Source organism: Burkholderia sp. Nafp2/4-1b (assembly GCF_003635165.1).
GTDB lineage: Bacteria > Pseudomonadota > Gammaproteobacteria > Burkholderiales > Burkholderiaceae > Burkholderia.
Genome location: NZ_ML058622.1, coordinates 117,485 through 138,530 on the forward strand (window position 1 = coordinate 117,485; position 21,046 = coordinate 138,530).

Annotated in this window: 17 protein-coding genes; 8 read left to right on the plus strand and 9 right to left on the minus strand. The window is 65.8% G+C overall.

The window, feature by feature from the left end:
* Positions 1-270 precede the first annotated feature (270 nt).
* The gene (cblT, locus tag C7H84_RS29435) at positions 271-2,787 is read left to right on the plus strand and encodes a cable pilus system hybrid histidine kinase CblT (RefSeq protein WP_121862088.1); all 2,517 of its coding nucleotides are present in this window, start codon (positions 271-273) and stop codon (positions 2,785-2,787) included.
* Between the two features lie 39 nt (positions 2,788-2,826).
* Here the strand turns inward: cblT and C7H84_RS29440 are convergent, their stop codons facing one another.
* From C7H84_RS29440 to C7H84_RS29465, 6 genes are all read right to left on the minus strand, one after another.
* A complete protein-coding gene (locus C7H84_RS29440; protein WP_121862089.1) occupies positions 2,827-4,980 on the minus strand; it encodes an ATP-binding protein in 2,154 nt (717 codons plus the stop codon).
* A 56-nt stretch (positions 4,981-5,036) separates the two neighbouring features.
* Positions 5,037-6,200, minus strand: coding sequence for a CfaE/CblD family pilus tip adhesin (locus C7H84_RS29445; RefSeq protein ID WP_121862090.1), 1,164 nt, complete (start codon positions 6,198-6,200; stop codon positions 5,037-5,039).
* Between the two features lie 75 nt (positions 6,201-6,275).
* Positions 6,276-8,978, minus strand: a complete 2,703-nt coding sequence (gene cblC / locus C7H84_RS29450) for a cable pilus usher protein CblC (protein WP_121862091.1) — start codon at positions 8,976-8,978, stop codon at positions 6,276-6,278.
* Between the two features lie 85 nt (positions 8,979-9,063).
* The gene (gene cblA, locus C7H84_RS29455; protein WP_121862092.1) at positions 9,064-9,564 is read right to left on the minus strand and encodes a cable pilus major pilin CblA; all 501 of its coding nucleotides are present in this window, start codon (positions 9,562-9,564) and stop codon (positions 9,064-9,066) included.
* 3 nt (positions 9,565-9,567) lie between these two features.
* Positions 9,568-10,389 (minus strand): cable pilus chaperone CblB, encoded by an 822-nt coding sequence (gene cblB, locus C7H84_RS29460; RefSeq protein WP_121862093.1) that lies wholly within the window; start codon positions 10,387-10,389, stop codon positions 9,568-9,570.
* A 638-nt stretch (positions 10,390-11,027) separates the two neighbouring features.
* Complete coding sequence (locus tag C7H84_RS29465; RefSeq protein ID WP_121862094.1) at positions 11,028-12,158, minus strand: 3-deoxy-7-phosphoheptulonate synthase; 1,131 nt, start codon at positions 12,156-12,158, stop codon at positions 11,028-11,030.
* 281 nt (positions 12,159-12,439) lie between these two features.
* Here C7H84_RS29465 and C7H84_RS29470 point away from each other — a divergent pair, with 281 nt between their 5' ends.
* Both C7H84_RS29470 and C7H84_RS29475 read left to right on the plus strand, forming a co-directional pair.
* Positions 12,440-12,994, plus strand: a complete 555-nt coding sequence (locus C7H84_RS29470; RefSeq protein WP_121862139.1) for a hypothetical protein — start codon at positions 12,440-12,442, stop codon at positions 12,992-12,994.
* Positions 12,995-13,022: 28 nt separating this feature from the next.
* Positions 13,023-13,448 (plus strand): hypothetical protein, encoded by a 426-nt coding sequence (locus C7H84_RS29475; RefSeq protein ID WP_121862095.1) that lies wholly within the window; start codon positions 13,023-13,025, stop codon positions 13,446-13,448.
* Between the two features lie 85 nt (positions 13,449-13,533).
* Here C7H84_RS29475 and C7H84_RS29480 read toward each other — a convergent pair whose 3' ends face one another.
* The gene (locus C7H84_RS29480; RefSeq protein WP_121862096.1) at positions 13,534-14,244 is read right to left on the minus strand and encodes a YceH family protein; all 711 of its coding nucleotides are present in this window, start codon (positions 14,242-14,244) and stop codon (positions 13,534-13,536) included.
* A gap of 470 nt (positions 14,245-14,714) precedes the next feature.
* On the opposite strand from C7H84_RS29480, the gene C7H84_RS29485 reads away from it, so the two are divergent.
* Positions 14,715-15,479: an SDR family oxidoreductase gene (locus C7H84_RS29485; RefSeq protein WP_121862097.1), complete on the plus strand. Its 765-nt coding sequence runs from the start codon at positions 14,715-14,717 to the stop codon at positions 15,477-15,479.
* Positions 15,480-15,524: 45 nt separating this feature from the next.
* Positions 15,525-16,262 (plus strand): histidine utilization repressor, encoded by a 738-nt coding sequence (gene hutC, locus C7H84_RS29490; RefSeq protein WP_121862098.1) that lies wholly within the window; start codon positions 15,525-15,527, stop codon positions 16,260-16,262.
* A gap of 106 nt (positions 16,263-16,368) precedes the next feature.
* Here the strand turns inward: hutC and C7H84_RS29495 are convergent, their stop codons facing one another.
* Positions 16,369-17,217 (minus strand): phytanoyl-CoA dioxygenase family protein, encoded by an 849-nt coding sequence (locus tag C7H84_RS29495; RefSeq protein WP_121862099.1) that lies wholly within the window; start codon positions 17,215-17,217, stop codon positions 16,369-16,371.
* A 72-nt stretch (positions 17,218-17,289) separates the two neighbouring features.
* A complete protein-coding gene (locus C7H84_RS29500; protein ID WP_121862100.1) occupies positions 17,290-18,093 on the minus strand; it encodes an ABC transporter substrate-binding protein in 804 nt (267 codons plus the stop codon).
* A gap of 485 nt (positions 18,094-18,578) precedes the next feature.
* Here C7H84_RS29500 and C7H84_RS29505 point away from each other — a divergent pair, with 485 nt between their 5' ends.
* The 3 genes from C7H84_RS29505 to C7H84_RS29520 all read left to right on the plus strand — a co-directional run bounded on the left by C7H84_RS29505 (position 18,579) and on the right by C7H84_RS29520 (position 20,917).
* Complete coding sequence (locus C7H84_RS29505) at positions 18,579-19,058, plus strand: helix-turn-helix domain-containing protein (RefSeq protein ID WP_121862101.1); 480 nt, start codon at positions 18,579-18,581, stop codon at positions 19,056-19,058.
* Entirely contained in the window at positions 19,049-19,744 is a 696-nt protein-coding gene (locus C7H84_RS29510; protein ID WP_162999403.1) for a nucleotidyl transferase AbiEii/AbiGii toxin family protein, read from the plus strand. Before C7H84_RS29505 ends, C7H84_RS29510 begins: the two co-directional genes overlap by 10 nt.
* 300 nt (positions 19,745-20,044) lie before the next feature.
* Positions 20,045-20,917, plus strand: coding sequence for a LysR family transcriptional regulator (locus C7H84_RS29520; protein WP_121862102.1), 873 nt, complete (start codon positions 20,045-20,047; stop codon positions 20,915-20,917).
* Positions 20,918-21,046: the final 129 nt, after the last annotated feature.

The following is a 21,046-nucleotide window of genomic DNA, read 5'->3' on the forward strand; positions in this document are numbered from 1 at the left end:
AATTTTTAACCCCTTCGGCTAAAAGGGGCCGAATCTTTCCGGCCGGTCCCCGGCGCGGCGTTGCGCTTCCGTTGCGCGCGACCTATGATGGCGGGCCCGTTTTTCGGCGGCTCCCGGCTGCGTCGCGTCGACCAATGCCGGCCCGGCCGCCGCTCGCCGCGCGCCGCAAGCGACGGGGACCCCGACACCGGAGCTAGCCGGCACCGCTACCGCCGCTCGGGCAACGGGCCGGTTGCAACCCGGCCGATAACGCGAGAGAAGGACGTGAGCATGGTGAGTTGGAAGGGTCGCGCCGTCCTGATCGGCATGGTGATCGGGTTGATGCCGGCGCCCGGGCGGGCGATCGGCGCGCCGCAGTTTACGGCGGAAGAAAAGGCGTGGATCGCCGCGCATCCCGTCGTGCGCACCCGCGCCGATTCGAAATGGCGACCGTTCGAATTCCGGGAAAATGGCAAGGTCGTCGGCGTGGTGCCGTCGTTTCTCGCGGCCGTCTCGCAAATCAGCGGGTTGCGCTTCGAGTATGTCGACGGCGTCACATGGCGCGATTCGGTGGATGCATTGCGCGCCGGCAGAATCGACATCGTTCCCGACGTGACGTGGCGCAGCGCGTACAACGCACTGAAAAAAAATGCCCCGGGCGCCAAAGCCGGTGTGACGGCGAGCGAGGACGCCACATCACTGCGCAGCAACGTCATCGTCAGCCGCCCCTATTTCGTCGGCACGGTTCTGGTCGTCGCGCCCGAGCACCTGAACCTGTTCGTCGACGTCCGCAATCTCGCCGGCCGGCGTGTCGCGGTCAAGGGCGGCGGCGCACTGGAAGATGCGCTCCGCCACGGCGACATTCCGGTGACCTTGCTCACCTATGACGACGAGCGCGACGCGCTCGCGGCCGTCTCCGACGGGGACGCGGATGTCGCCGTCGGCCCGGACATGTCGATCCTGCCGCTGCTGCAGCGGCAATACCGCAACCAGCTGTTCGTGTCGGGCGGCCTGCCGGACAACCCGTATGCGCTCGCGATCGCAACGCGCCGCGACATGCCCGTGCTCGCGTCCATTCTCGACAAGTCGCTCGCGGCAATTTCGGCGCGCGACGCGGAAATCATTGCGCGCCAATGGATCGAATCGACCGATTACGGCAAGCCGTCGCTGCACTCGATCCTTTACTACCGGCGCTGGCAGGTGGCGGCGGCAGGGGCCGGCCTGCTCGCGCTGGCGGCGATCGCATTCGCTTCCTGGCGCTCGCGCGTCGCCGCGGTACGCAGCGAGCGCGACAAGGCGATGTTCTTCGCGTTCATCAGCCACGAAATCCGCACGCCGATGCACACGATCCTGTCGTCGCTGGAATTGCTGCAACGCGCGAAGCTGCCGCCGAAGCAGGCTGGTCGCGCGGACGCGGCGGTGGCCGCGTCGGAATCGCTGCTGACGCTGCTCGACGACATCCTCGATTACTCGCGTCTCGAATCGCGCAACGTGACGCTCGCGCCCGAACCCACGCACGTCGAACCCTGGGTGCAGCGCAGCGCCGACATGGTGCGCTGGCGGGTCGACGAGAAGAAGCTGGGCCTCGCGCTCGAACTCGCGTGCCGGCCCGGGCTGTGCGTGCTGATCGACCCGGTGCGCACGCGGCAGATCGTGCTGAACCTGCTCGTCAACGCGATCAAGTTCACGTCGGCCGGCTCGATCGCGCTGCGCATCGACTATCTCGACGGCAAGCCGGACCGTGCCGGCTCGCTCGTGATCGAGGTCCGCGATACCGGCATCGGCATTCCGCCCGAACGCCAGCGCCGCATCTTCGAGCCTTATCAGCGCGTCGAGCAGGCCGGGAACCGCCGCGTCGCCGGTAGTGGTCTGGGATTGTCGATCTGCCGCGAACTGGTCGATCTGATGAAAGGCGTGATTACCGTCAGCAGCAACCCCGACAAGGGCACCGTCTTCACCGTGATCCTGCCGGCGCGGCGCATCGCACACGCGCCGGCAGCCGGCACGGCAGACGCGCGCGAGGCGACGCCCGAACCGTCGCCGCCGGTGGACGCCGACACGCCGCCGTCGGCCGGCGACGGCCCGATGATCCTGGTCGTCGACGACCACGAAGCGGTTCAACACGCGATCCAGCACCAGCTCGACGCGCTCGCGTGCCGTTCGACGGTTGCCGACACCGGCGAGCATGCACTCGCGCAGTTCGAGCGTGCGACGTTCGACATGGTGCTGCTCGACTGCGACCTGCCCGACATCGACGGCTATACGGTCGTGCAACGCATGCGCGAGGACGAACGGCAGCGGCAGCGGGCGCGCACGCCCATCATCGCGATCTCGGCGTCGACCGGCGACGCGCACCGTGCACGGTGCTTCGACAGCGGGATGGATGGCGTGCTGGCCAAGCCGCTGCGGCTCGATGCGCTGCGCCAGATGATCGACCTGTGGTGTCCGGCCGGCGTCGCGGACGAGATCGCGCCACCGGCGGAGGACACGCAATCGGCGAAAGGCGATTTCCGAGCGATCTATCGGCAAAGCGTCGACGCCGATCTCGCCGTTCTCGGCGATGCGTTGTCGAATGGCGATACCGAGCGCGCGCGTCATGCGTCGCACCGGATCAAGGGCGCCGCAGCCGTTGCCGGCCACGCGGCGACGAGCGAACTGGCGGCCGAACTCGAGCGCCGGCTGCAGTTGGCATCCGGCGGCATGCCGCCTGGCATCCGTGCGCTCGGTGACGAACTGTCGCGCCTGCATCGCGCCGACATGGCCGGGCCTGATACGGGTGGGCGCGAATCGGGCGACCGCAACGCCTAGACGGCCCGCGTGGCCCAAAACCGGCCACGGGACGCGCGCCTATGGCGCGGTCGACACATCCAGTGTGTTATCCGCATCGGTCGGACACCACCGCGCGATCGCCTGGCGCAGCGTGTCGAGCCGCAACGGCTTGCCCAGCACGCAGTCCATGCCGCTTTCCAGGCAATGCATCCGGTGTGTATCGCCGGACTCCGCCGAAGTCGCGATGATCGGAACGCGCCGGGACTTTCGCGCGGCTTCTTCCTGACGGATCATCCGCGCGAGTGCGTAACCGTCGATGTCGGGCAGATTGCAATCGAGCAGCACCACGTCGACCCGGCCCTGCGCGAGGTGCCGCAACGCGTCCTCTCCCGAGCCGGCGAGGATGCCGATGCAGCCGAGCGCGTCGCATTGATCCTGCAGCGCGGCCCGCACGGTCTCGTGATCGTCGACGATCAGGACGCGCGGTGCGCCGCGATACGCCGGCGCGGCCGTTGCATCCGGCAGTGCCGGCGCCGATGGGGCCGACTGTGCCGCAGGCACGCCCTCCGCTGCCGGAACCGGCAATTGCACTGTGAATACCGTCTCGACGTGCGGCGTGCTTTCGACCGCGATCGAGCCGTGCATCAACTCGACGAGTTCCCGACAGATCGCGAGCCCGAGCCCGCTGCCGCCGATGCCGGGTTGCGGCGCACGATCGGCCTGCCAGTAGGTTTCGAAGACATGGCCGAAGCGATCGGGCGCGATGCCGATGCCGGTGTCGCGCACTTCGAGGCATAACGTACCGTTGCGCCCGTGGCGTGCGGCGAGATAGCTTACGCGCAGCCCAACGGCCCCGGCCGCCGTGAAATTGATCGCGTTGACGAGCAGATTCAGCACGATCTGGCGCACGCGAACGGGGTCGATCAGCACGTGCAACGACGGCGGCCCCGACACCTCGAGCATCAACGCCAGCCCCTTTCGCTCCGCACGCCAGCGCACCATGTCGACGGTCTGACTGGCCCACGCGTCGAGCTCGACCGTTTGCGGCGACAGCGTGACCTTGCGCGACTCGAGACGCGAGTAGTCGAGGATATCGTCGAGCAGCGTCAGCAGCGTTTCGGAAGCCGATGCGGCCGCCTCCACCCGGCCGCCCTGCTGCACGGAAAGCCGCGAACGCTGCAGGAATTCGAGCGACGACAGGACCGTCTGCATCGGCGTGCGGATCTCGTGACTGACGAAAGCGAGGAACTTCGCCTTGTCGCGCTTGCTGCGGATGGCCGCCGCACGGGATTTCCACATCAGGTACGCCAGCACCGCGAACGTCAGCAATGCAAGGGCGATCCCCAGCACCACCGGGGCGCGATACTGCACGATCGAGCGAAGCGTCGGCTTGCCGTAGTCGCCCAGCTCGATCGAGTCTCGCGTGATCCCGGCCGTCTCGCTGACCGGAATGGCCGCGAGCGACTTGTCGATGATCGATGCGAGGATCGGCAGGTCGGCCCGAGTAAGCATCGCGAGCGACACTGGGCGGTCGGCCAGCATGCCGGACATGTAGAGCTGCCCAGTGAATTGCCGGCGCATGATCGGCAGGATCGTGACGTCGATGCCGAGCGCGGCGTCGGCTTCGCCGTTCGCGACTGCGGCGAGCGCGAGCTCTTCGCTGTCGAACGTCAGCACGTGGAGCGGCACGCCGCTGTGGCGAACGAAGTATTCGACCGCACCGCGCCCCTTGATCGCGATGCGCCGGTCCTTCAGCCGTTGCAGGCCGAAGATCATCGCGGAATTGTTGCGCGTCACGACGGTCAGTCGCCCGACCAGGTACGGCGCGCTGACCAGCGCGCCGGAGCCGACGCGATCCGGAACCAGCTCGCGCCAGACACCCGGCAGCAAGTCGACCTTGCCGGCCGCGAGCGCATCGTACGCGTGCCCCCATTCGGTGCCGGGCACCGTCTGGAACGCGAGTCCGGTCATCTTGGATATCGCACTCAGATAACCCGCGACGAGTCCCGCGTGCCTGCCGTTGCGCATGTATTCGATGGGGTGCCAGTTCGCCTCGACCGCGATATGGACGACCGGGTGGTCGCCGATCCAGCGGAGTTCCTCGTCGGTGAAGATCGGCTTCCAGCAGGCGGTCGCGGCGCCCGTGCCGACCGAGACGGTCAGCAGCAGCGTCGTCAACACGTGGCGAAGCATGCGCCACACCGGGCGATGCGCGGAGAACCTTGCTTCCATGATCGATTCGCTTGGGATAGAGGCGATCGGCACCCGCTTCACGGGTGCCGATCGCGCTAGAGACTGGCGGACGACGGCGTAAACGTGATCGTCAGCTTGTGGCTGTACTTGCCGGGACGCTTCCAGACCGACTGGAATTCCGGCGTCTCGAGTGTCAGTGGCGTCGGCGTGCAGACGACCGGCACCGAAATTCCCGGCAGCGTGACCGAGCGACCGGCGCTGTTGTTCACGCCCTGAAGCCGCACCGTCTCGTTGTTCGGCAGCGCGATCTTCTTGCCTGCGTAGGTCAGGCTCGCGGTGTAGTCGATACGAGATTCGTAGGCACCGCTCTTGTCCTTGTCGAGCAACGTGGAATACTGACCTTTATCGCGGCGGTCGATCGTAAGACCATCGCTCGCCGACACGTCGAACCACGTGCTCTGCGAGTTGTAGCCGTCGTACAGGCACATGTCGACGTTCGACGTGCCCGACATCCGGCTGCCGTTCGGCAGCTTGCGCAGCTTGAGGTCGACGGAGGGTGTCGCGCTCGTGAACTCCGGCAGATAGACCTGGATGTTGTTCTTGTCGGTGGTGTCCAGCTTGATCGCCGCCTTGAAAACGGCGAGCGTCGTCGCCGCGCCTGTGCTCCACAGTTTCAGGTTCAGCCGCAGGTTCGCCTTCCAGGCTCCGCCGGACGGGAGCTTCTTGAGCTCCGCGGCGGGAATCCAGACGAATAGTGCGCGCCCGTCCCAGGTGATGGTGTCGCAACCGCTGACGGTAGCGGACTGCGCCATTTCCATCGGTTTTCGGGCTTTCGACACGACTGGCGCAACGGTGTTGCCGCTGCAATCCCGGGTACGAACGTATCCGTTTGCGCCGAGAAGATTCAGCACGGCCGTCGCCCCAGTCTTTTCTTCCTTGAACGAAAGCTTGACGACGGTCGACTCGCCCGACACGCTCCATACCGGTTCGGTCGGGCACGCACCGGTCGCCGTGTCGGTGGACGATTGGCAAGTCCACGCATTTCGCCCCCACTTGGGGGCGTCGCTCGAATCGTAGCCGCCCAATGCGCTGTCGAAGATCGCGACATCGCCCAGCGGCGCGCCACGATCCCGTGTGGCCTGCGCCGTATCGTTACGATCCGCGGGCGCCTGCATGACCGCCAATGCATTTAGCGAGAGCACGCCCAGCATGGCCGCCAGGACGATTTCCCGGCAGCGGATTCGATTGAGCTGAAGCATATGAATGGTTGTTTCCTTGTGTTTTCGGCACCGCAAGCGGCAACGCGCGGTGCCTGCCGGCAGACGTCGTATGCGTCACTGCGACGAGTCCGTCACGCCCGTGGTCCGCGCACGCATCGACATCACGTAGCGATGCTCCAGCAGCTTGCGCACGCGCGCCTGCTTGCGCAGCGACTCCGGCAAAGCATCCGGCCCGGCCACTTCGCAGCGCACCTTGCCGACCATCATCAGTACGTCCTGCTTGCGCTTGACGTGCAGCGGACAACGCATCAGCGTCGGGCCATCCACGACAAACAGTTCGTTTTCCTTATGGTCCAGTTCAGCAATAAAGCCGCCCTGGCTGTCGATCAACGGCATCGCGCCGTTGAGAATCACGCTGTCCGACAGCGGCAGACCGCCTTTCGAGAATGCCTGGCCGACATAGGTGTACGTCACCTTCGCGTTGACGTCGCGCAGCGCGAGTTGCCCGGGCACCATGAATAGCGTGCGCTTGCCGAGCCCCTCGGTCACGCTCGTTGCACCCACGGCAGCATGCGCGCCCGCGTCGCTCACTTCGGTAGTCACCGGTGTGAAGGCCGACACCGGCAGCAGCGCGCGCTGCCCGAACCCGACCTTGATCCGCGTGCTCGAATCGCTGTGCACTTCGGCCGCCATGCCGCTCGCATCCTCGCGCTTGCCTACCCTGATGGCGAAACCCGCGAGCGGATCCGACTGCGACGCGGATGCGCCGAGGAACACGCCCTGTCTCGCCACCGCGAACGACGACGAATAGCTCGCCGTCACCGAAGGATTGTTGCCGCCGCTGTCGCGGCTGTAACTGTTCGCGACCGACCCGGCGACGTCGCCGTAGCGCCCCTTCCAGCGGCCCTGCATGGTGCCCGTCAGGCTGTCGGTTCCATATCCCGACACGCCGAGCGCGAGTTCCCGGTAGGTGTCGCCCTGCCAGTTCCAGTTGCGGTCGAGCGTGTAGTTCGTCGTCGTGCTGTTGCGATCCGTGCGCACGTCGACGCCCGCCGACGTATACGCGGACGCGCTCCCGGGTCGCATCGCCGGCTCCGCCATCGACAGCGTCACGCCGACGTAGCCGCCGTACTCGCCGCGGGCACCGGTGTTGCGGTTCGCGTACGCGCCAATGCGCAGGTTCGCGCTGATCTTGCGCCACGTGACGGAACGCGACAGCGACGCCTGCAAGGCGCGCGACACCTGGTCTCCCTGACGGAACACGGGCGTTGCCCACGGACGGTCCGGTGTGTCGGGCAGCCAGTCCTGCGACCGCCCGACGCTCTTGTTGTACGTGTAGCCGAGCATTGCCGACCAGCTTCCGAGCGGAAACGACACTGTCGCGTTCAGCATGTCATAACAGCCAATGTCGCGATACGACACGGCCGGGCCGTTGCACGCGGCACCGCGCATCTGGTAGCGGTACACGCTCCACGACACGCCGTCGGCGAACGAAATCTGCTGCGTGTTGCCGCGCGAACCGTCGTTGCCAACGAAGAACGAACCGCCGGCGGAGAGCACGCCCAGCGGAAAAGCATGGCGCCACTCCAGCGCCGTTTCGTTGTACACGTGCTGGCCAACGCTCGCGATGCCGCTCGTCAGCGCCATTTCCCGCAACAGCGGAATCCGCACACCGGCTGCCGCGGCCATGCCGTCGGGTGCATCCCGGTCGGACGGTCGGCCTGCCTGCGCGAACCATTGCGCTATGCGCGAATTGATGCCGCCGCCGGTCTTCGTGAACGGCGTCGTCTGCGTGCGCACCTGCACGCCGTTCTCGAACACGCGCAGCGTCAGCGGATAGGTGCCTTCCGGAAAGAGCGACGTATCCAGCGCATTGACGCCGGCCTTCATGTAGATCGTGCCCAGCAGCTCATGCCCGCGATACGCATCGATGCGCGAATCGCGCGGCAACAGCAGCGTGACGGGCGTGCCTTGCTGCGCGACTTCCGGATTCACATAGGCCAGCGTCGTGCCCACGCGCACGCCGTCGAGCGTGCCGACCGGCAACATCGTGAACCCGAAGTTGCCGCCGAGCGCGCTCGCGAGGTTGCGGTTGTCCATCCGGCCGGCCTGCGCGTAGTGCTCGGCGCCGAGATCGTGGCGGTAGTAGAGATCCTGCAGCTGGACATGGCTGTCGGATCCCCTCGAATAACCCGTATGGGAAAAATTCCAGTTCCCGCCGATGAAGCTCTTCGGCGTGATGCCGAGCGCACCTGTGCCGGACACGGACAGGCTCTCGTAGCCGCGCCCGCCAGACAGGTTGATCGTTTGCTGATGGATGAGCGCGTTTTCCGTCAGCGGCGACGGTTCGCGAAACCGCTTGTCGCGTTCTTCGGTGCTCACCCAGTCGCGCGACAGGAACAGCTCGAGGTTCCCGTCGCTTTCGTCGTAGATCACGGCCGCGCTGTCCGTGTCGACATACCCGCAGCCGTTCACGCCCGCCTGCCCCGCGCAAGCGAGATTGCCGTTGCGCGCCATCGTCATCGACAGCGCGTCGCCGATCGCCGACACGTCCGCTGCCGGGTTCACCTGCGAGCCGAGCGCCTGCAACAGGCGCGCGGGATCCTCGAATCGCACTGTGTCAGGCGTCACGAACACGCGAAACAAGCCAAGCGGCTTGCCGAGAAAATTGACGTTGATGCGTTCGTCGTGTCCCGTCATGATGTCCTCGAAGCCCGGCGGCACGGCCGAAGCGGCCTGCGCAACGGACGCGATGTCCATCACACACAGAGCGCTCAGGCATGCGACAACGGTCTTCTTGAGGTCGAATGGAATCATGCGGGAATCGAAAATGGTTTTGCAGGAGTACTACAAAAAACAGGGCGCGCCGTTCAGGCGCGCCCCGTCGATACTGCGGAGGGGCTTAGCTACCCGATGCCGCGCTCTGCGTGAGGATCACGCTGACCAGGCCCTGATAGCTGCCGGACGCCGTGACGGCCGCGACAGTCTTCTGGCCGATCGACAGCGGCAGCACGTTCGAGCCCTGTGCCAGTTCGCCCAGGAAGAGGTCCGCGGTCTTCACCGTCTTCGCCGTCGTGCTCAACTCGGTGTCGCCCAGCTTGACCGTCAGCGGAATCTCCGCCGCGCCCGGGCTCGTCTGGTTCTTCAGCGACGCGTCGGCCGCCAGGCGGATCTGCAGATCCTTCGCCTTGTCGTTCGTGAAGATCTTCGCGTTCACTACAGCTGCCTGAAGACCCGTGCCTGGCAGATATTGCATCTGCATGGTCGTCGGCAGTGACGAGCCGTCCGCCGACAGCATTTCGAGCGTCGTGTCGACGTTGGCGGTGACGGTAATGTCCTTCTGGACGGCGTAGGCCGACATCGACATCAGAGCGGCGGCAGCGATCGGAACGTATTTCAGCATGGGTTAGTCCTTCTGGTTGGTTGAAACAATGTTATGGCCGGTCCGGGCCTCGTTATTCGCGCTCGGCGCGTTCATCGCGTCGGCGGAATGCGTGCGCACAACCTTCTGCTGCACATCTGCCATTCCCCCAACTCGATATCGGATTCGCACATAAGGTGCGGAATGCAACCCCTCGAGCCTGAAGTGCTGGTCCGGGTAGACACTGCGGTCGAATTTCGTCCACTGGCATGACGAATCGTCCTGCTCGGACTGGCAGGTGCCAGCTTCGAGCAAGCCGATCCGGACGTTGCCGGTATTGGTCAGCGTGCCGTTCGACACGTCGAAATCGGGCACGGGCGTCTTCGGCAGCACACGGACGAGCGGCGCCCAGACGAGGCTGAAGTTGACCTTGCCGGACACGTCGTCCGTCGCCGTGGATTCGTCGTCGGACGGCGCCGCCACCGGCTGCAGGTAGACGCGATACAGCACCTCCTTCTGCGGCACGCCGAGCGGAATCACCCGCACGAGCCGCGTGCCGCCGGCCGGCAGCGCGAACTTCGCCGGCGAGATCACGATCGCGTCATCGCCGGAATTCATGCTGGCCTGCTCGCGCTCGTGATCCGTTGCCGGATCGATCACGCGCTTCGCGATCGCCTTCACGTATTGCGTCGCATCGGATTTCGAATAGATGCGCAACTCCGCGGCCGACTCCTTGCCGGCCCCGATCGACGCCGCCATCGGATAGACCAGCATGTTCGCGCTGGCTATCGACGAGGCAAGCGACATCGCGATTGCGGCAAGCGACATCCAGTGCGTACTGGTTCTCTTATTGAAAATAATTTGCATAACTTATCGATACAGAATCCATTTCACGTATTCGCGGGCAGTCGCACGTCGCTCGGGTCACATTCCAGGCGACATACTCATGACTGGCGACATGCCTGAAATGGCTCAACCAGCCACTTCCACCGAAGTTACGGCGCGAGTCACGACGCTCTTCGTCGATGCGCGCTGCACGCTGCAGCCGATCACTCAAGCGCCTGCGGAATCTCCAGCGTTTTGCCTATCCGGTGCACTGCCAAGCACCCCAGCTATCGCAACGCATTACTTGATTAGGATTTTGACTAATCGATGGGGCAAGGAATATAGGATTCGTCCTAAATTTGATTCTTCTGCGCCAATTGCTAGGACTAGTTCGCCGATAAAGGCCCAAACACCCGCGATCCGCATTGTGGGACGACACACGACGGATTGCAGCCAAAAGTCGCTCACGATAAGTTTCCGCATGGCGTGGCGCACGAGACTCGGGCCATGGCCACCGGGCAATCGAGGCGGGATGATGCGCGGGCAGGATGCCAGCGCGCGATGTGATGTCGGACGCGCGAGCGAGCGCGCATCCGACGTGATGAAACGACCTGTTTGGCACCAATCGTCGTCGGAGTGCCGCACATGACGACGGCGGCCTCTAACCCGCCGCCGTTACCTCACGCATTCCGCGAATACACCCTGCGATGCCGCACCGCCTCCGCCAGCACGTCGAGCACCGGCTCCGTCTGCGTCCAGCTCAGGCACGCATCGGTAATCGACACGCCGTACTGCAACGGCACGCCCGGCTTCAGATCCTGCCTGCCGGCTTCGAGATGGCTCTCCACCATCACGCCGACGATCCGGTGCTCGCCCTGGCCCAACTGCCGCGCGAGATCCTGCGCAACCTCGATCTGCCGTTCATGCGACTTGTTCGAGTTCGCATGCGAGCAGTCGACCATCACCTGCTCGCGCAGCCCGCTCTTGCGCAGCACCGCACAGGTCGCCTCGACGTGCGCGGCGTCGTAGTTCGGCCCGTTCTTGCCGCCGCGCAGGATCACGTGCGCATCGTCGTTGCCGCGCGTCTCGAAGATCGCGGCCATCCCCATCTTCGTCATCCCCATGAACGCGTGGCTCGCGCGCGCGGCAACGATCGCGTCCGACGCGACTTGCACGCCGCCGTCGGTGCCGTTCTTGAAGCCGATCGGGCAGCTCAGCCCCGACGCGAGCTGGCGATGGCTCTGGCTTTCGGTCGTGCGCGCGCCGATCGCGCCCCACGCGATCAGGTCGGCGATGTACTGCGGGCTCAGCAGGTCGAGGAATTCGGTCGATGCCGGCAGGCCGAGCGCGTTGATGTCGAGCAGCAGCTGGCGTGCGGCGCGCAGCCCTTCGTTGATGCGGAAGCTGCCGTCGAGGCGCGGATCGTTGATATACCCCTTCCAGCCGACCGTCGTGCGTGGTTTCTCGAAGTACACGCGCATCGTGATCAGCAGGTCGTCCTTCAGCGCATCGGCGGCGGCCTTCAGCCGGCGCGCGTAGTCAAGCGCCTGGTCGTGGTCATGGATCGAGCACGGGCCGACGACGAGCAGCAGCCGGTCGTCGCGGCCGTGCAGGATGTCGCCGATCGCGCGGCGGGTGTCCTCGACGAGCGTCTGCGTCGCGGCGGGCACCGGCAGCTCGTCCTGCAGCAGCGCCGGCGAAATCAGCGGACGCACGGCGCCGATGCGGACGTCGTCGATGCGCGTGGTGTCCTGCGTCGCGTCGGCGCTGCCTACCTCGCGATCGTGGGAAGGATTGTCGAGGTTCTGCATGGGGATTCTCCGGGGACGTCTGGAATGATGGACAGGCTCGATTATGGCACTCGCGCGAGGCGGCAGCGTGGCGCAACGGGGGACAGCGATCGGTGTCGAGACGATGGCCGCAACCGCAGGCTATCCAGGTACGCCGGCCGTTCGGCGGAGTGGTCACGTGTTACGGGCGTACCGTACGATCAGGGCTGTCCGCTATCGACGCGGCCCTTCATTCGATGCAGGCGGCACGCCGCGCCGTTCGCCAGCGATCGATCGTTCGCAACCTGACCCGACCCGCCACGATGACCGTATCCGAACTGCTCTGCGCCATCCGCCAGCCCTATGCCGATCTGCTCGCGCAAGCGGCGGCGCAGCCGGCGGCCGTCGTCGAACCGGCCTACCGAAAAGCCGACGGCACGCTGGCCACCGAAGGCCCGCTTGCGCTGCCGTGTCGCGCCGACATCGTCCATACCGAAGGCGAATCGGCGGGCCAGCCGGCGATGGTCGATTCGACCACGCAGCTGGACTTCGAGCCGTTCGCGTTCGAACTCGAAACGGCGGCGGTGTCGATCCGGCCGTTCGTGTGGGACTGGGTGACGATCGAAGCCGACGGTGTCGACGAAGCCGCGGCCACCGACGCGTTCAACGCTTGGTTCTTCGCGTGGTTCGACGCCGACGACGCAGGCGAGCCGGCCGAAGACGGCCTGCACGGCATCGTGCACTATCTGTCGGAGCCGGCGAGCACGGAGCAGGGATGGCGCGTGAACGCTGACCTCGGCTCGGCACCGGGCGCGGCCGTCGAGGATCTGCTGTTCCGGCTCGTCGACGCGGGCGCCACGCGCATCAGCATCGGCTGAAGCGCTTCTTCACTACTCGCACACCAACATGAAAAAATCATTCGCCTCGTTGCTGCTGCTGTGCAGCGCATTGCCCGCGTGTGCCGAAGTCAGCACGGAAGTGCTGTGCTTTCGGACGACCGGCGACAAGCCCGTGCGCTTCGAGTTGCGCACGTATTACGACGACGTCGCCAAGTGGCAAGGCGGGGTCGTCCGGTATGCGAAGTCGAAGACGGCGATCCCGCTGCTGTTCAAGCACGAGGAGCATGAAGCACTTGCGGAAGGCCGTCCGTACCAGTTCACGACCACGTGGTGGGAAATGGTCGACGGCAAGATCAACGGCGAGTACGAGATGATGAGCCAGGGTGCGATCGTCTATTCGATGACGTATACGAATGCTCGCACCGGCAAGAAGATGGATTTCGCGTGGGCACAGGACGTCGATGCGTCCGCGAAGGCAGGGTGCCGCTGGTAACGCGGGTTGAGGCGGCGGCGTCGGGCGGGTTTGTCACCCGGCGCGCACGTGCGCGCGCCGGTGCCGGGCTGGCCCGAGCGGCCTGTCAGCCCGCGTCGCCCGGCGCGTCGACGTCGATCCCGAGCTCGGCCGCCATCCGCTGGACGAGTGCGTTCAGTCGAGCCACTTCATCCGCCAGCCGCTTCTGCTCGGCCTTCAGCGCCTCAAACTCGGACGGCGGAACGGAATCCGCGCCGCTGCCCGTGTCCGTACCGGCGTAGTCGGCAACGTTGACCTCGCCGCACATCAGGTGCATCCAGCGGTTCTCACGCGCGCCGGGCGCACGCGGCAGCCGGATGACGAGCGGCTGCGCACGTGCGGCGAGTTCGTCGAGGAACGCCTCGACCGACGAGATGTCCGCGAAGCCATGCAGGCGCGCGCTGTTCAGGCGCAGCTCGGCGGCCGTCTGCGGGCCGCGCAGCAGCAGGATCGTCAGCAGCGCGATCGCCTGGCTCGGAATCCCGAGCACGCGGTTCACGTTGTGCTCGAAGCGCGGCACGCGGCTGCTGCTGCCCTCCATCACGAGGCTCAGGTGCTTGAGCCCGTCGAGCGCGGTCGTGACTTCGTCCTCGCTGACGTTCATCACCGGCGAGCGTGCGGTCTTCTGGTTGCAGCCCGAGGTCAGCGCGTTCAGCGACAGCGGATAGGTGTCCGGCACTGTGTGCTGCTTCTCGACGAGCACACCCAGAATGCGGGCCTCGAGGGGCGTGAGTTCGCGCAGGGCGCGGGGCGTGGGCATGGCCGGCGTGGTGTTCATGAGTGGCGTCGCAGCGTGCAGCAGGTGAAGGGAAACGGTCGCGGCCCGTGCGGCGTCGCGAACGGGCGAGCCATATGATAGCTCGCGATGCGGGGGCCCGGCGCCACTCGCCGCGACGGCGCGCGCACGTGCCGCAGCCGGCTTTTGTCCAACGTATCGGGCGCGCCGCGTCGTGAGGCGATGCAGGCGTCCGGCGCTGCGAATGCCTGCTCGGCGCTTCGGGCTTCGGGCTTCGGGCTTCGGGCTTCGGGCTTCGTGTGCGGTATCGCGTTCGCGTTTGCGCGCCGCCAAGGCCGGCGCTACGATACGCGTTCACCCGGACACGCGGCGCCGTCCGCGGCCCGCCTTCGCAGGAACACCTTCGGAGGCAACCCCGTCGCAGCGCATCGCCCGTCCTGCATGTCGTGTCCGCGCGCATCGTGCGGCACTCGCCTCGTCAACACCGTTCAACCGTTCACCCGTCCATCGCCATGACCGCATCCTCCTCAGCGCCGAACGTGCGCGCCATCGTCACCGGACATACGCGCGGCCTCGGCGCGTCGCTCGCCGAACAACTGCTGCAGGAAGGCATCGCCGTGCTCGGCTTGTCGCGCAGCCGCCATCCGTCGCTCGCCGCGCAGGCCGGCGACCGTTTCGCCGAAATCGAACTCGACCTGTCGAACACGTCTGCCGTCGCGACGTGGCTCGCCGGCGACACGCTGCGCAGCTTCGTCGACGGCGCGTCGATCGTGCTGCTGTTCAACAACGCAGGCATCGTCGACCCGATCGGGCCGCTCGCGGCGCAGGACCCGGCACTCGTCGCGCGCGCAGTCGGCGTGAACGGCGCGGCGCCGCTGATGCTGTCAGCCGCGCTCGTGCAGGCAGCATCGGCGCCGACCGAATGCCGGATCCTGCACGTGTCGAGCGGCGCCGCGCGCAACGCCTACGCGGGCTGGAGCGTCTACTGCGCGACCAAGGCCGCGCTCGATCACCACGCGCGTGCCGTCGCGCTCGACGCGAACCGCGCGCTGCGCGTCTGCAGCGTCGCGCCGGGTGTCGTCGATACGGGGATGCAGGCGGCGATCCGCTCGGCCAGCGAAGCGAACTTCCCGATGCGCGAGAAATTCGACGAACTGAAGGCGAGCGGCGCGCTGTCGACGCCCGAGGCCGCCGCGCGGCAACTGATCGGCTATGCATTGAGCGATGCGTTCGGTTCGGTACCGACGGCCGACGTTCGCGAACTGCCGGCAACCTGATCCGGGATAGAATTTCCCGATTGCCTTCCCCCCAAGGATCCCCCGATGGTCACGAAGACCACCGCACCGTTCCAGCAGATCAAGACACTCGTTCGCCAGAATGTCGATGCGGGCGACTGGCGCCCCGGGGATCGCATCCCGTCCGAACTCGATCTCGCCGCGCAATTCGGCGTCGCGCGCATGACGGTCAACCGCGCGCTGCGCGAGCTGACCGAGGAAGGCGTGCTGAAACGCATCGCGGGCGTCGGCACCTTCGTCGCGGAAGCGAAGCCGCAATCGAACCTGCTGATGATCGCGCACATCCGCGACGAGATCCGCGCGCGCGGCCACGAGTACCGCTGCCGCGTGCTCAGCCAGTCGCGCGAACCCGCGTCGTTCGACGTGGCGGCCGCGTTCGGGCTCGCGGTCAACACGCCGGTCTTTCACGTGGTGTGCGTGCACGAGGAAAACGGCCGCCCGATCCAGCTCGAGGATCGCTACGTAAACCCGGCCGCCGCACCCGACTTCATCGATCAGGATTTCCAGACGGAACCGCCGTCCGAATACCTGTTCAACAATGTGTCGCACTACGAACTGGAGATCGAGCACGTCGTCGACGCATCGCTGCCGACCGGCGAACAGGCGCGGCTCCTCGACATGCGCGCCGACGAGCCGTGCCTCACGCTCACGCGCCGCACCTGGACGAACGGGCTGCCCGTCACGTTCGTGCATTTCCTGCATCCGGGCAACCGCTACCGGCTCGGCTCGCGCTTCAAGCCGGGTGCGGGGCGTCACCAGACCTGAACGACCTTCACCGGCGCGTGAAAACGATCAGGCGCGGCGGCCGCTTCATGAAGCAACGGCCGCCGCGCACATGATCCTGCGTGGTGGTGACGTCCTGCTGCGCCGCTCAGATCGCCCCGACCTGCCCCGTGCCGCGCGACCACACCACAGGAAACAGCGGATGCTCGAGCGGCGCGCCGTCCGGCAATTCGTCGGCCAGCCCGGGGAAATCGGGCGACGTCTTCCAGCGTCGCGGCGCGTGACGGATATCGTCGCCGACGAAGCGGATCGAGAACGCGCGCCGGCGGTTCTGCGTGCCGCCCGACGCATGCAGCGTCAGCATCCTGAAGCACACCATGTCGCCCGGCTCGAGCGCCCAATGGCGGATCGGGAACGCCGAGCGGTCGGCTTCGATGTCGGGCAAGTCGGCGAGGCTGCCTTCCGGGAACCACTTCGCCTCCTTGTCCATGAACGTGCGCGGCATCAACCACGGCCCCTGGTGCGAACCGGCGACGAACTCCAGCGTCGATTCGAGCGGCACCGGATCGACCGGAATCCACATGCTGACGTTGTCTTCACCTTCGATGTTGTAGTACGGCTGGTCCTGGTGCCACGGCGTGCGCTGCCGCGTGCCGGGTTCCTTCACGAGCAGATGGTCGTGATGCAGCCGCACCGTCTGCGTGCCCATCAGCGCGGCGGCGACCGACGGCGCGGGCGAACGCACGATGAAGTCGCGGTACGCATCGTTGTGCTGCCAGTTGCAGAAGTCCTCGAAGAACCAGCCCGGATCGTCGGGCCGGCTCGCGACCTTCGCGCGCTCGCTCGGCTGCGCGAGGTTCGCATCGATGCCGGCGCGCAGCGCGGCCACTTCGTCGGGCGAGAAGATACCTTTGATGCACACCGCGCCTTCGTCGCGGAACGCGGCGATCAGTTCGGGCGTCACGGCTTGCGCGACGCGGTCCTGGATACTCGTCATGGGTTGCCTGTCGATTGAATGAATCACGGGGCCGTGGAGGTCATGGGGTCATGGGGTCATGGGGTCACGGTTTCACGGTGCGGACGTCAGCTGCTGCTTCGCGCCGTAGATGTCGAAGTCGAAGTACTTCGCGGCGATCTTCTGGTACGTACCGTTCGCGCGGATCGCGACGATCGCGTCGTTCAGCCGCTTCTTCATGTCGGCGTCGCCCTTGCGCACGCCCATCGCGACGCCGTAGCCGGTGATGCGCACGTCGGTCACGTCCGGGCCCGCGAACGCGTAGCCCTTGCCGCGCGGCGTCTTCAGGAACGAATAGCCGGCCTGCGTCTTGTCCTGGAAGGTCGCGTCGAGCCGGCCGTTCACCAGATCCTGATACACCTGATCCTGGTTCTGGTACGACACGATCGTCACGCCCTTGGTCGCCCACTCGGCCTTCGCGTACGCCTCCTGCGTGGTGCCCTGGTCGATCCCGACGCGCTTGCCGGCCAGCGACGCGGCGGTCGGCAGCAGCTTCGAGCCGGCCGGCGCGACGAGCGCACCCGGCGACGCATACAGCTTGTTCGAGAAGTCGATCTGCTTGAGCCGCTCGTCGGTGGCCGTCATCGCGGACATGATCACGTCGAACTTGCGCGCGCGCAGCGCCGGGATCATGCCGTCGAAACCCTGCTCGACCCACACGCATTTCGCATGCAGTTGCTCGCAGATCGCATTGCGCAGGTCGATGTCGAAGCCGGCGAGCGAGCCGTCAGGCTGCTTCGCCTCGAACGGCGGATAGGTGGGATCGATGCCCCAGCGGATCGTCGCTGTGTCCTGCGCGAACGAGACGAGCGGCGCGAACGCCAGCGCGGAAACGACGAGCTTTGCAGTGCGGTTCATGGTGTGTCCTTGTGGTCTCGACGTGGCGGGCAAGCGCCGGGCGTCTGTGGGGAGCGGTGCGCCGGGAAGCCCCGTGCGGGTTCGCGAAAGACGGGGACTTCGATGAAACTGCGATGCAGTCTAGACCGCTCAATTTTTGAGCGCAAGAGGGGGAAAGGGCGAGGTTGCGGGTTGCGGTGGACCAGAGGCCGAATTTGGGGAAAAGGGTGAAACCGGCGGCGGAAAGGTGGCCGTATAGCGGGATTTTTCTAAAATTTCGAGTGTTTACCCGGGGTGATGCTCGGCTGCGCAGAACGAATTTTTGCGAATATCCGCGCGCGAGTATGTCTATACGGCACAGCCGTCCATGGCCGTCCCTGACTTCATTTCGCCTGCCCAGCCCATGCGGCCTATACTGCGACCACAACCAAAAGTGGCGATGGCAATTATCGAGATGTAAAATATACTTTACATTGACGTGCCCCCATCGGCACCGGGAGGTCAACATGCAACTCTATGAAATCGGACAGGCCGTTGCCAAACGGCGGGCTGAACTCGACCTCACACAGGCCCAACTTGCAAAGCTCGCCGGGTTGTCTCGCCTCACGGTAAACCAACTCGAGACCGGCAAAGTGAAGGATCTTGGAATCAACAAGCTGATTCCGCTGCTCAGCGTGCTCGGCATTGAACTCCTTGCGCAGCCGCGACAGGCCCAACGTGGCCTCTACAAAGCCGTTGTGGGCTCAAACGTCAGCTACAAGGGCGAATTGACCGAGCGACTGCTGGCCGACGCGTTGACCACGGGACAGATTCCGGCAGGATACGAATCCCAAATCTCCGTCATCCTCGACGAAGTACCGTTGCCGGTGGTGGTCAAGGCGGCCGAAGAGGCTGCTGAACGCTCCGGCACGCCGCTTCGCTCCATCTGGAAAAACCTTGCCGCGTGGTCGAAGGATCTTCATCTGTACCGGGAGGTATGGGCATGATTGCACCAGTCGACTTGCCCGACGGCCCTTGGCAGGGCCTTTTCCGTCAAGCGCTGACGCTCATCGACGAGATACGGAAGTACGGCACGTCCCGTCCGTTCTGGACATTCGGTGGCGGCACGGTCCTTATGCTCCGTCACGGACATCGTCTCAGCAAGGACATCGACATCTTCGTACCCGATCCGCAGTATCTCGGGTACGTGAACCCGCGCATCAGCGACGCCGCATCCGACATCACGACCGAGTACGATGAGCACGCCGGTTTCGTGAAACTGGTGTTGCCCGACGGCGAAATCGATTTCGTGGTCTCCCGAAACCTGATGTCCCCCGGTTACGACGAATGGACGCTGCTGGACCACGTCGTCAAGGTCGAGACTTCAGCGGAAATCGTGGCCAAGAAAATGTGGCATCGCGGAGATCGCCCTACTGCGCGGGACCTGTTCGATCTCTGTCTGGTCATCGAGCGGGAACCTGAGAGCTTGATGGCGGCAAGTGCATTTCTCGTTCGCCATCGCGATACCTTCCTCAGTTTGCTCAACGAGCACGGTGCGTTCGTGCGGTCGCGCTTCGACGAGATACGGACACTCGGCTATACGCCCTCGTTCGACTACTGCGTGAATCTGGCCGGCGAGTTCCTCCAGCAACTTCCCGATGCCAAGCCCACGCACAAATCGCGCCGCCGGTAGCTCCACCGCCCTCCGCCGCCATCAGAACCCGCTCGATCCGCGCATACCCGCCACTGCGCGCATGCCGCGGCGGCGTCCCGCCGTTCGAATCGACGACGTTCACATCGGCCTTCGCGTCGACCAGCACCGGCACGAGCCGATGGTCGCCAGCCGTTCGAAAAACATCCGGTGCCTCCGTGCAGGTGCGGCCGCCCACCCGCGCCGGTCCGGCGAAACCGCGATTGCCCGCCGGCTCGGGCCATGCTAAAAGTCGTCGCACACATTTGAAAACGAAATGCTCGAATCCGAAAAAGTGCGGAAATGAATAGACCTTTATTCGACCTCGACCTGTTGCGCGCGCTCGTGATGGTCGCCGACTGCGGCAGCTTCACGACCGCATCCGCGCGCCTGCATTCGACGCAGTCGACGGTCAGCCAGAAGGTGCGGCGGCTGGAGGAGATCGCCGGGCATCGCTTGCTCGATCGCGGCACGCGCGACGTGCGGCCGACCGACGCCGGCGTGACGGTGCTCAGCTACGCGCGGCGCATGATCGCGCTGAACGACGAGATGCTGGAAGCGCTGTCGGGCGCGACCGTCGCGCTGACGATCCGGCTCGGCGTGCCGGACGATTTCGCGGCGGGCCGCACAACGCACGCGCTCGCCGCGTTCAAGCGCGATCATCCGCAGGTGAAGCTCGAAGTGATGTGCGGGCTGAGCCGCGACATCTGCGCGGCGTACGATCGCGGCGAACTCGATCTCGCGCTGATCAAGCAGCGGCGCGACAGCCGCGAAGCGGTGGTGCGCTGGCCGGAGAAGCTCCGCTGGATTGATAGCGCGCAGCATCCGACGATCGACCTCGACCCGGTGCCGATCGTGGTGTTTCCGCCGCGCGGCCTCTATCGCGACGACATGATCAAGGCGATCGAGGAACGCGGGCGCCGCTGGCGCATCAGCTTCACGACGTCGAGCCTGAGCGGGATCCAGGCGGCCGTCGCGGACGGCCTCGGCATCAGTGTGCTGCCCGCGCGAGTGGTGACCGACGAGCACGTGGTGCTGACCGAGGCGCACGGCGGCTTCGCGCCGATCGAGAACATGGACATCGCGATCCTGCATCGGCCGACCGCCGATCCGATGGTCAGCGAACTGACGAAAGCGCTCGCTGCGCTGCTGGAGCACGAGGACGAGCAGGAATGAGCGCAGCGATGCGGAGCTGCTTCAACGGAGTGGCGAGACCAGACTGAAGGAATCCGGTCATACCGCGCGCATTGCGTTCGCTCGGAATGGCACCCCCTCACGCCGTCCGCGCCGCCAACGTGCGCATGC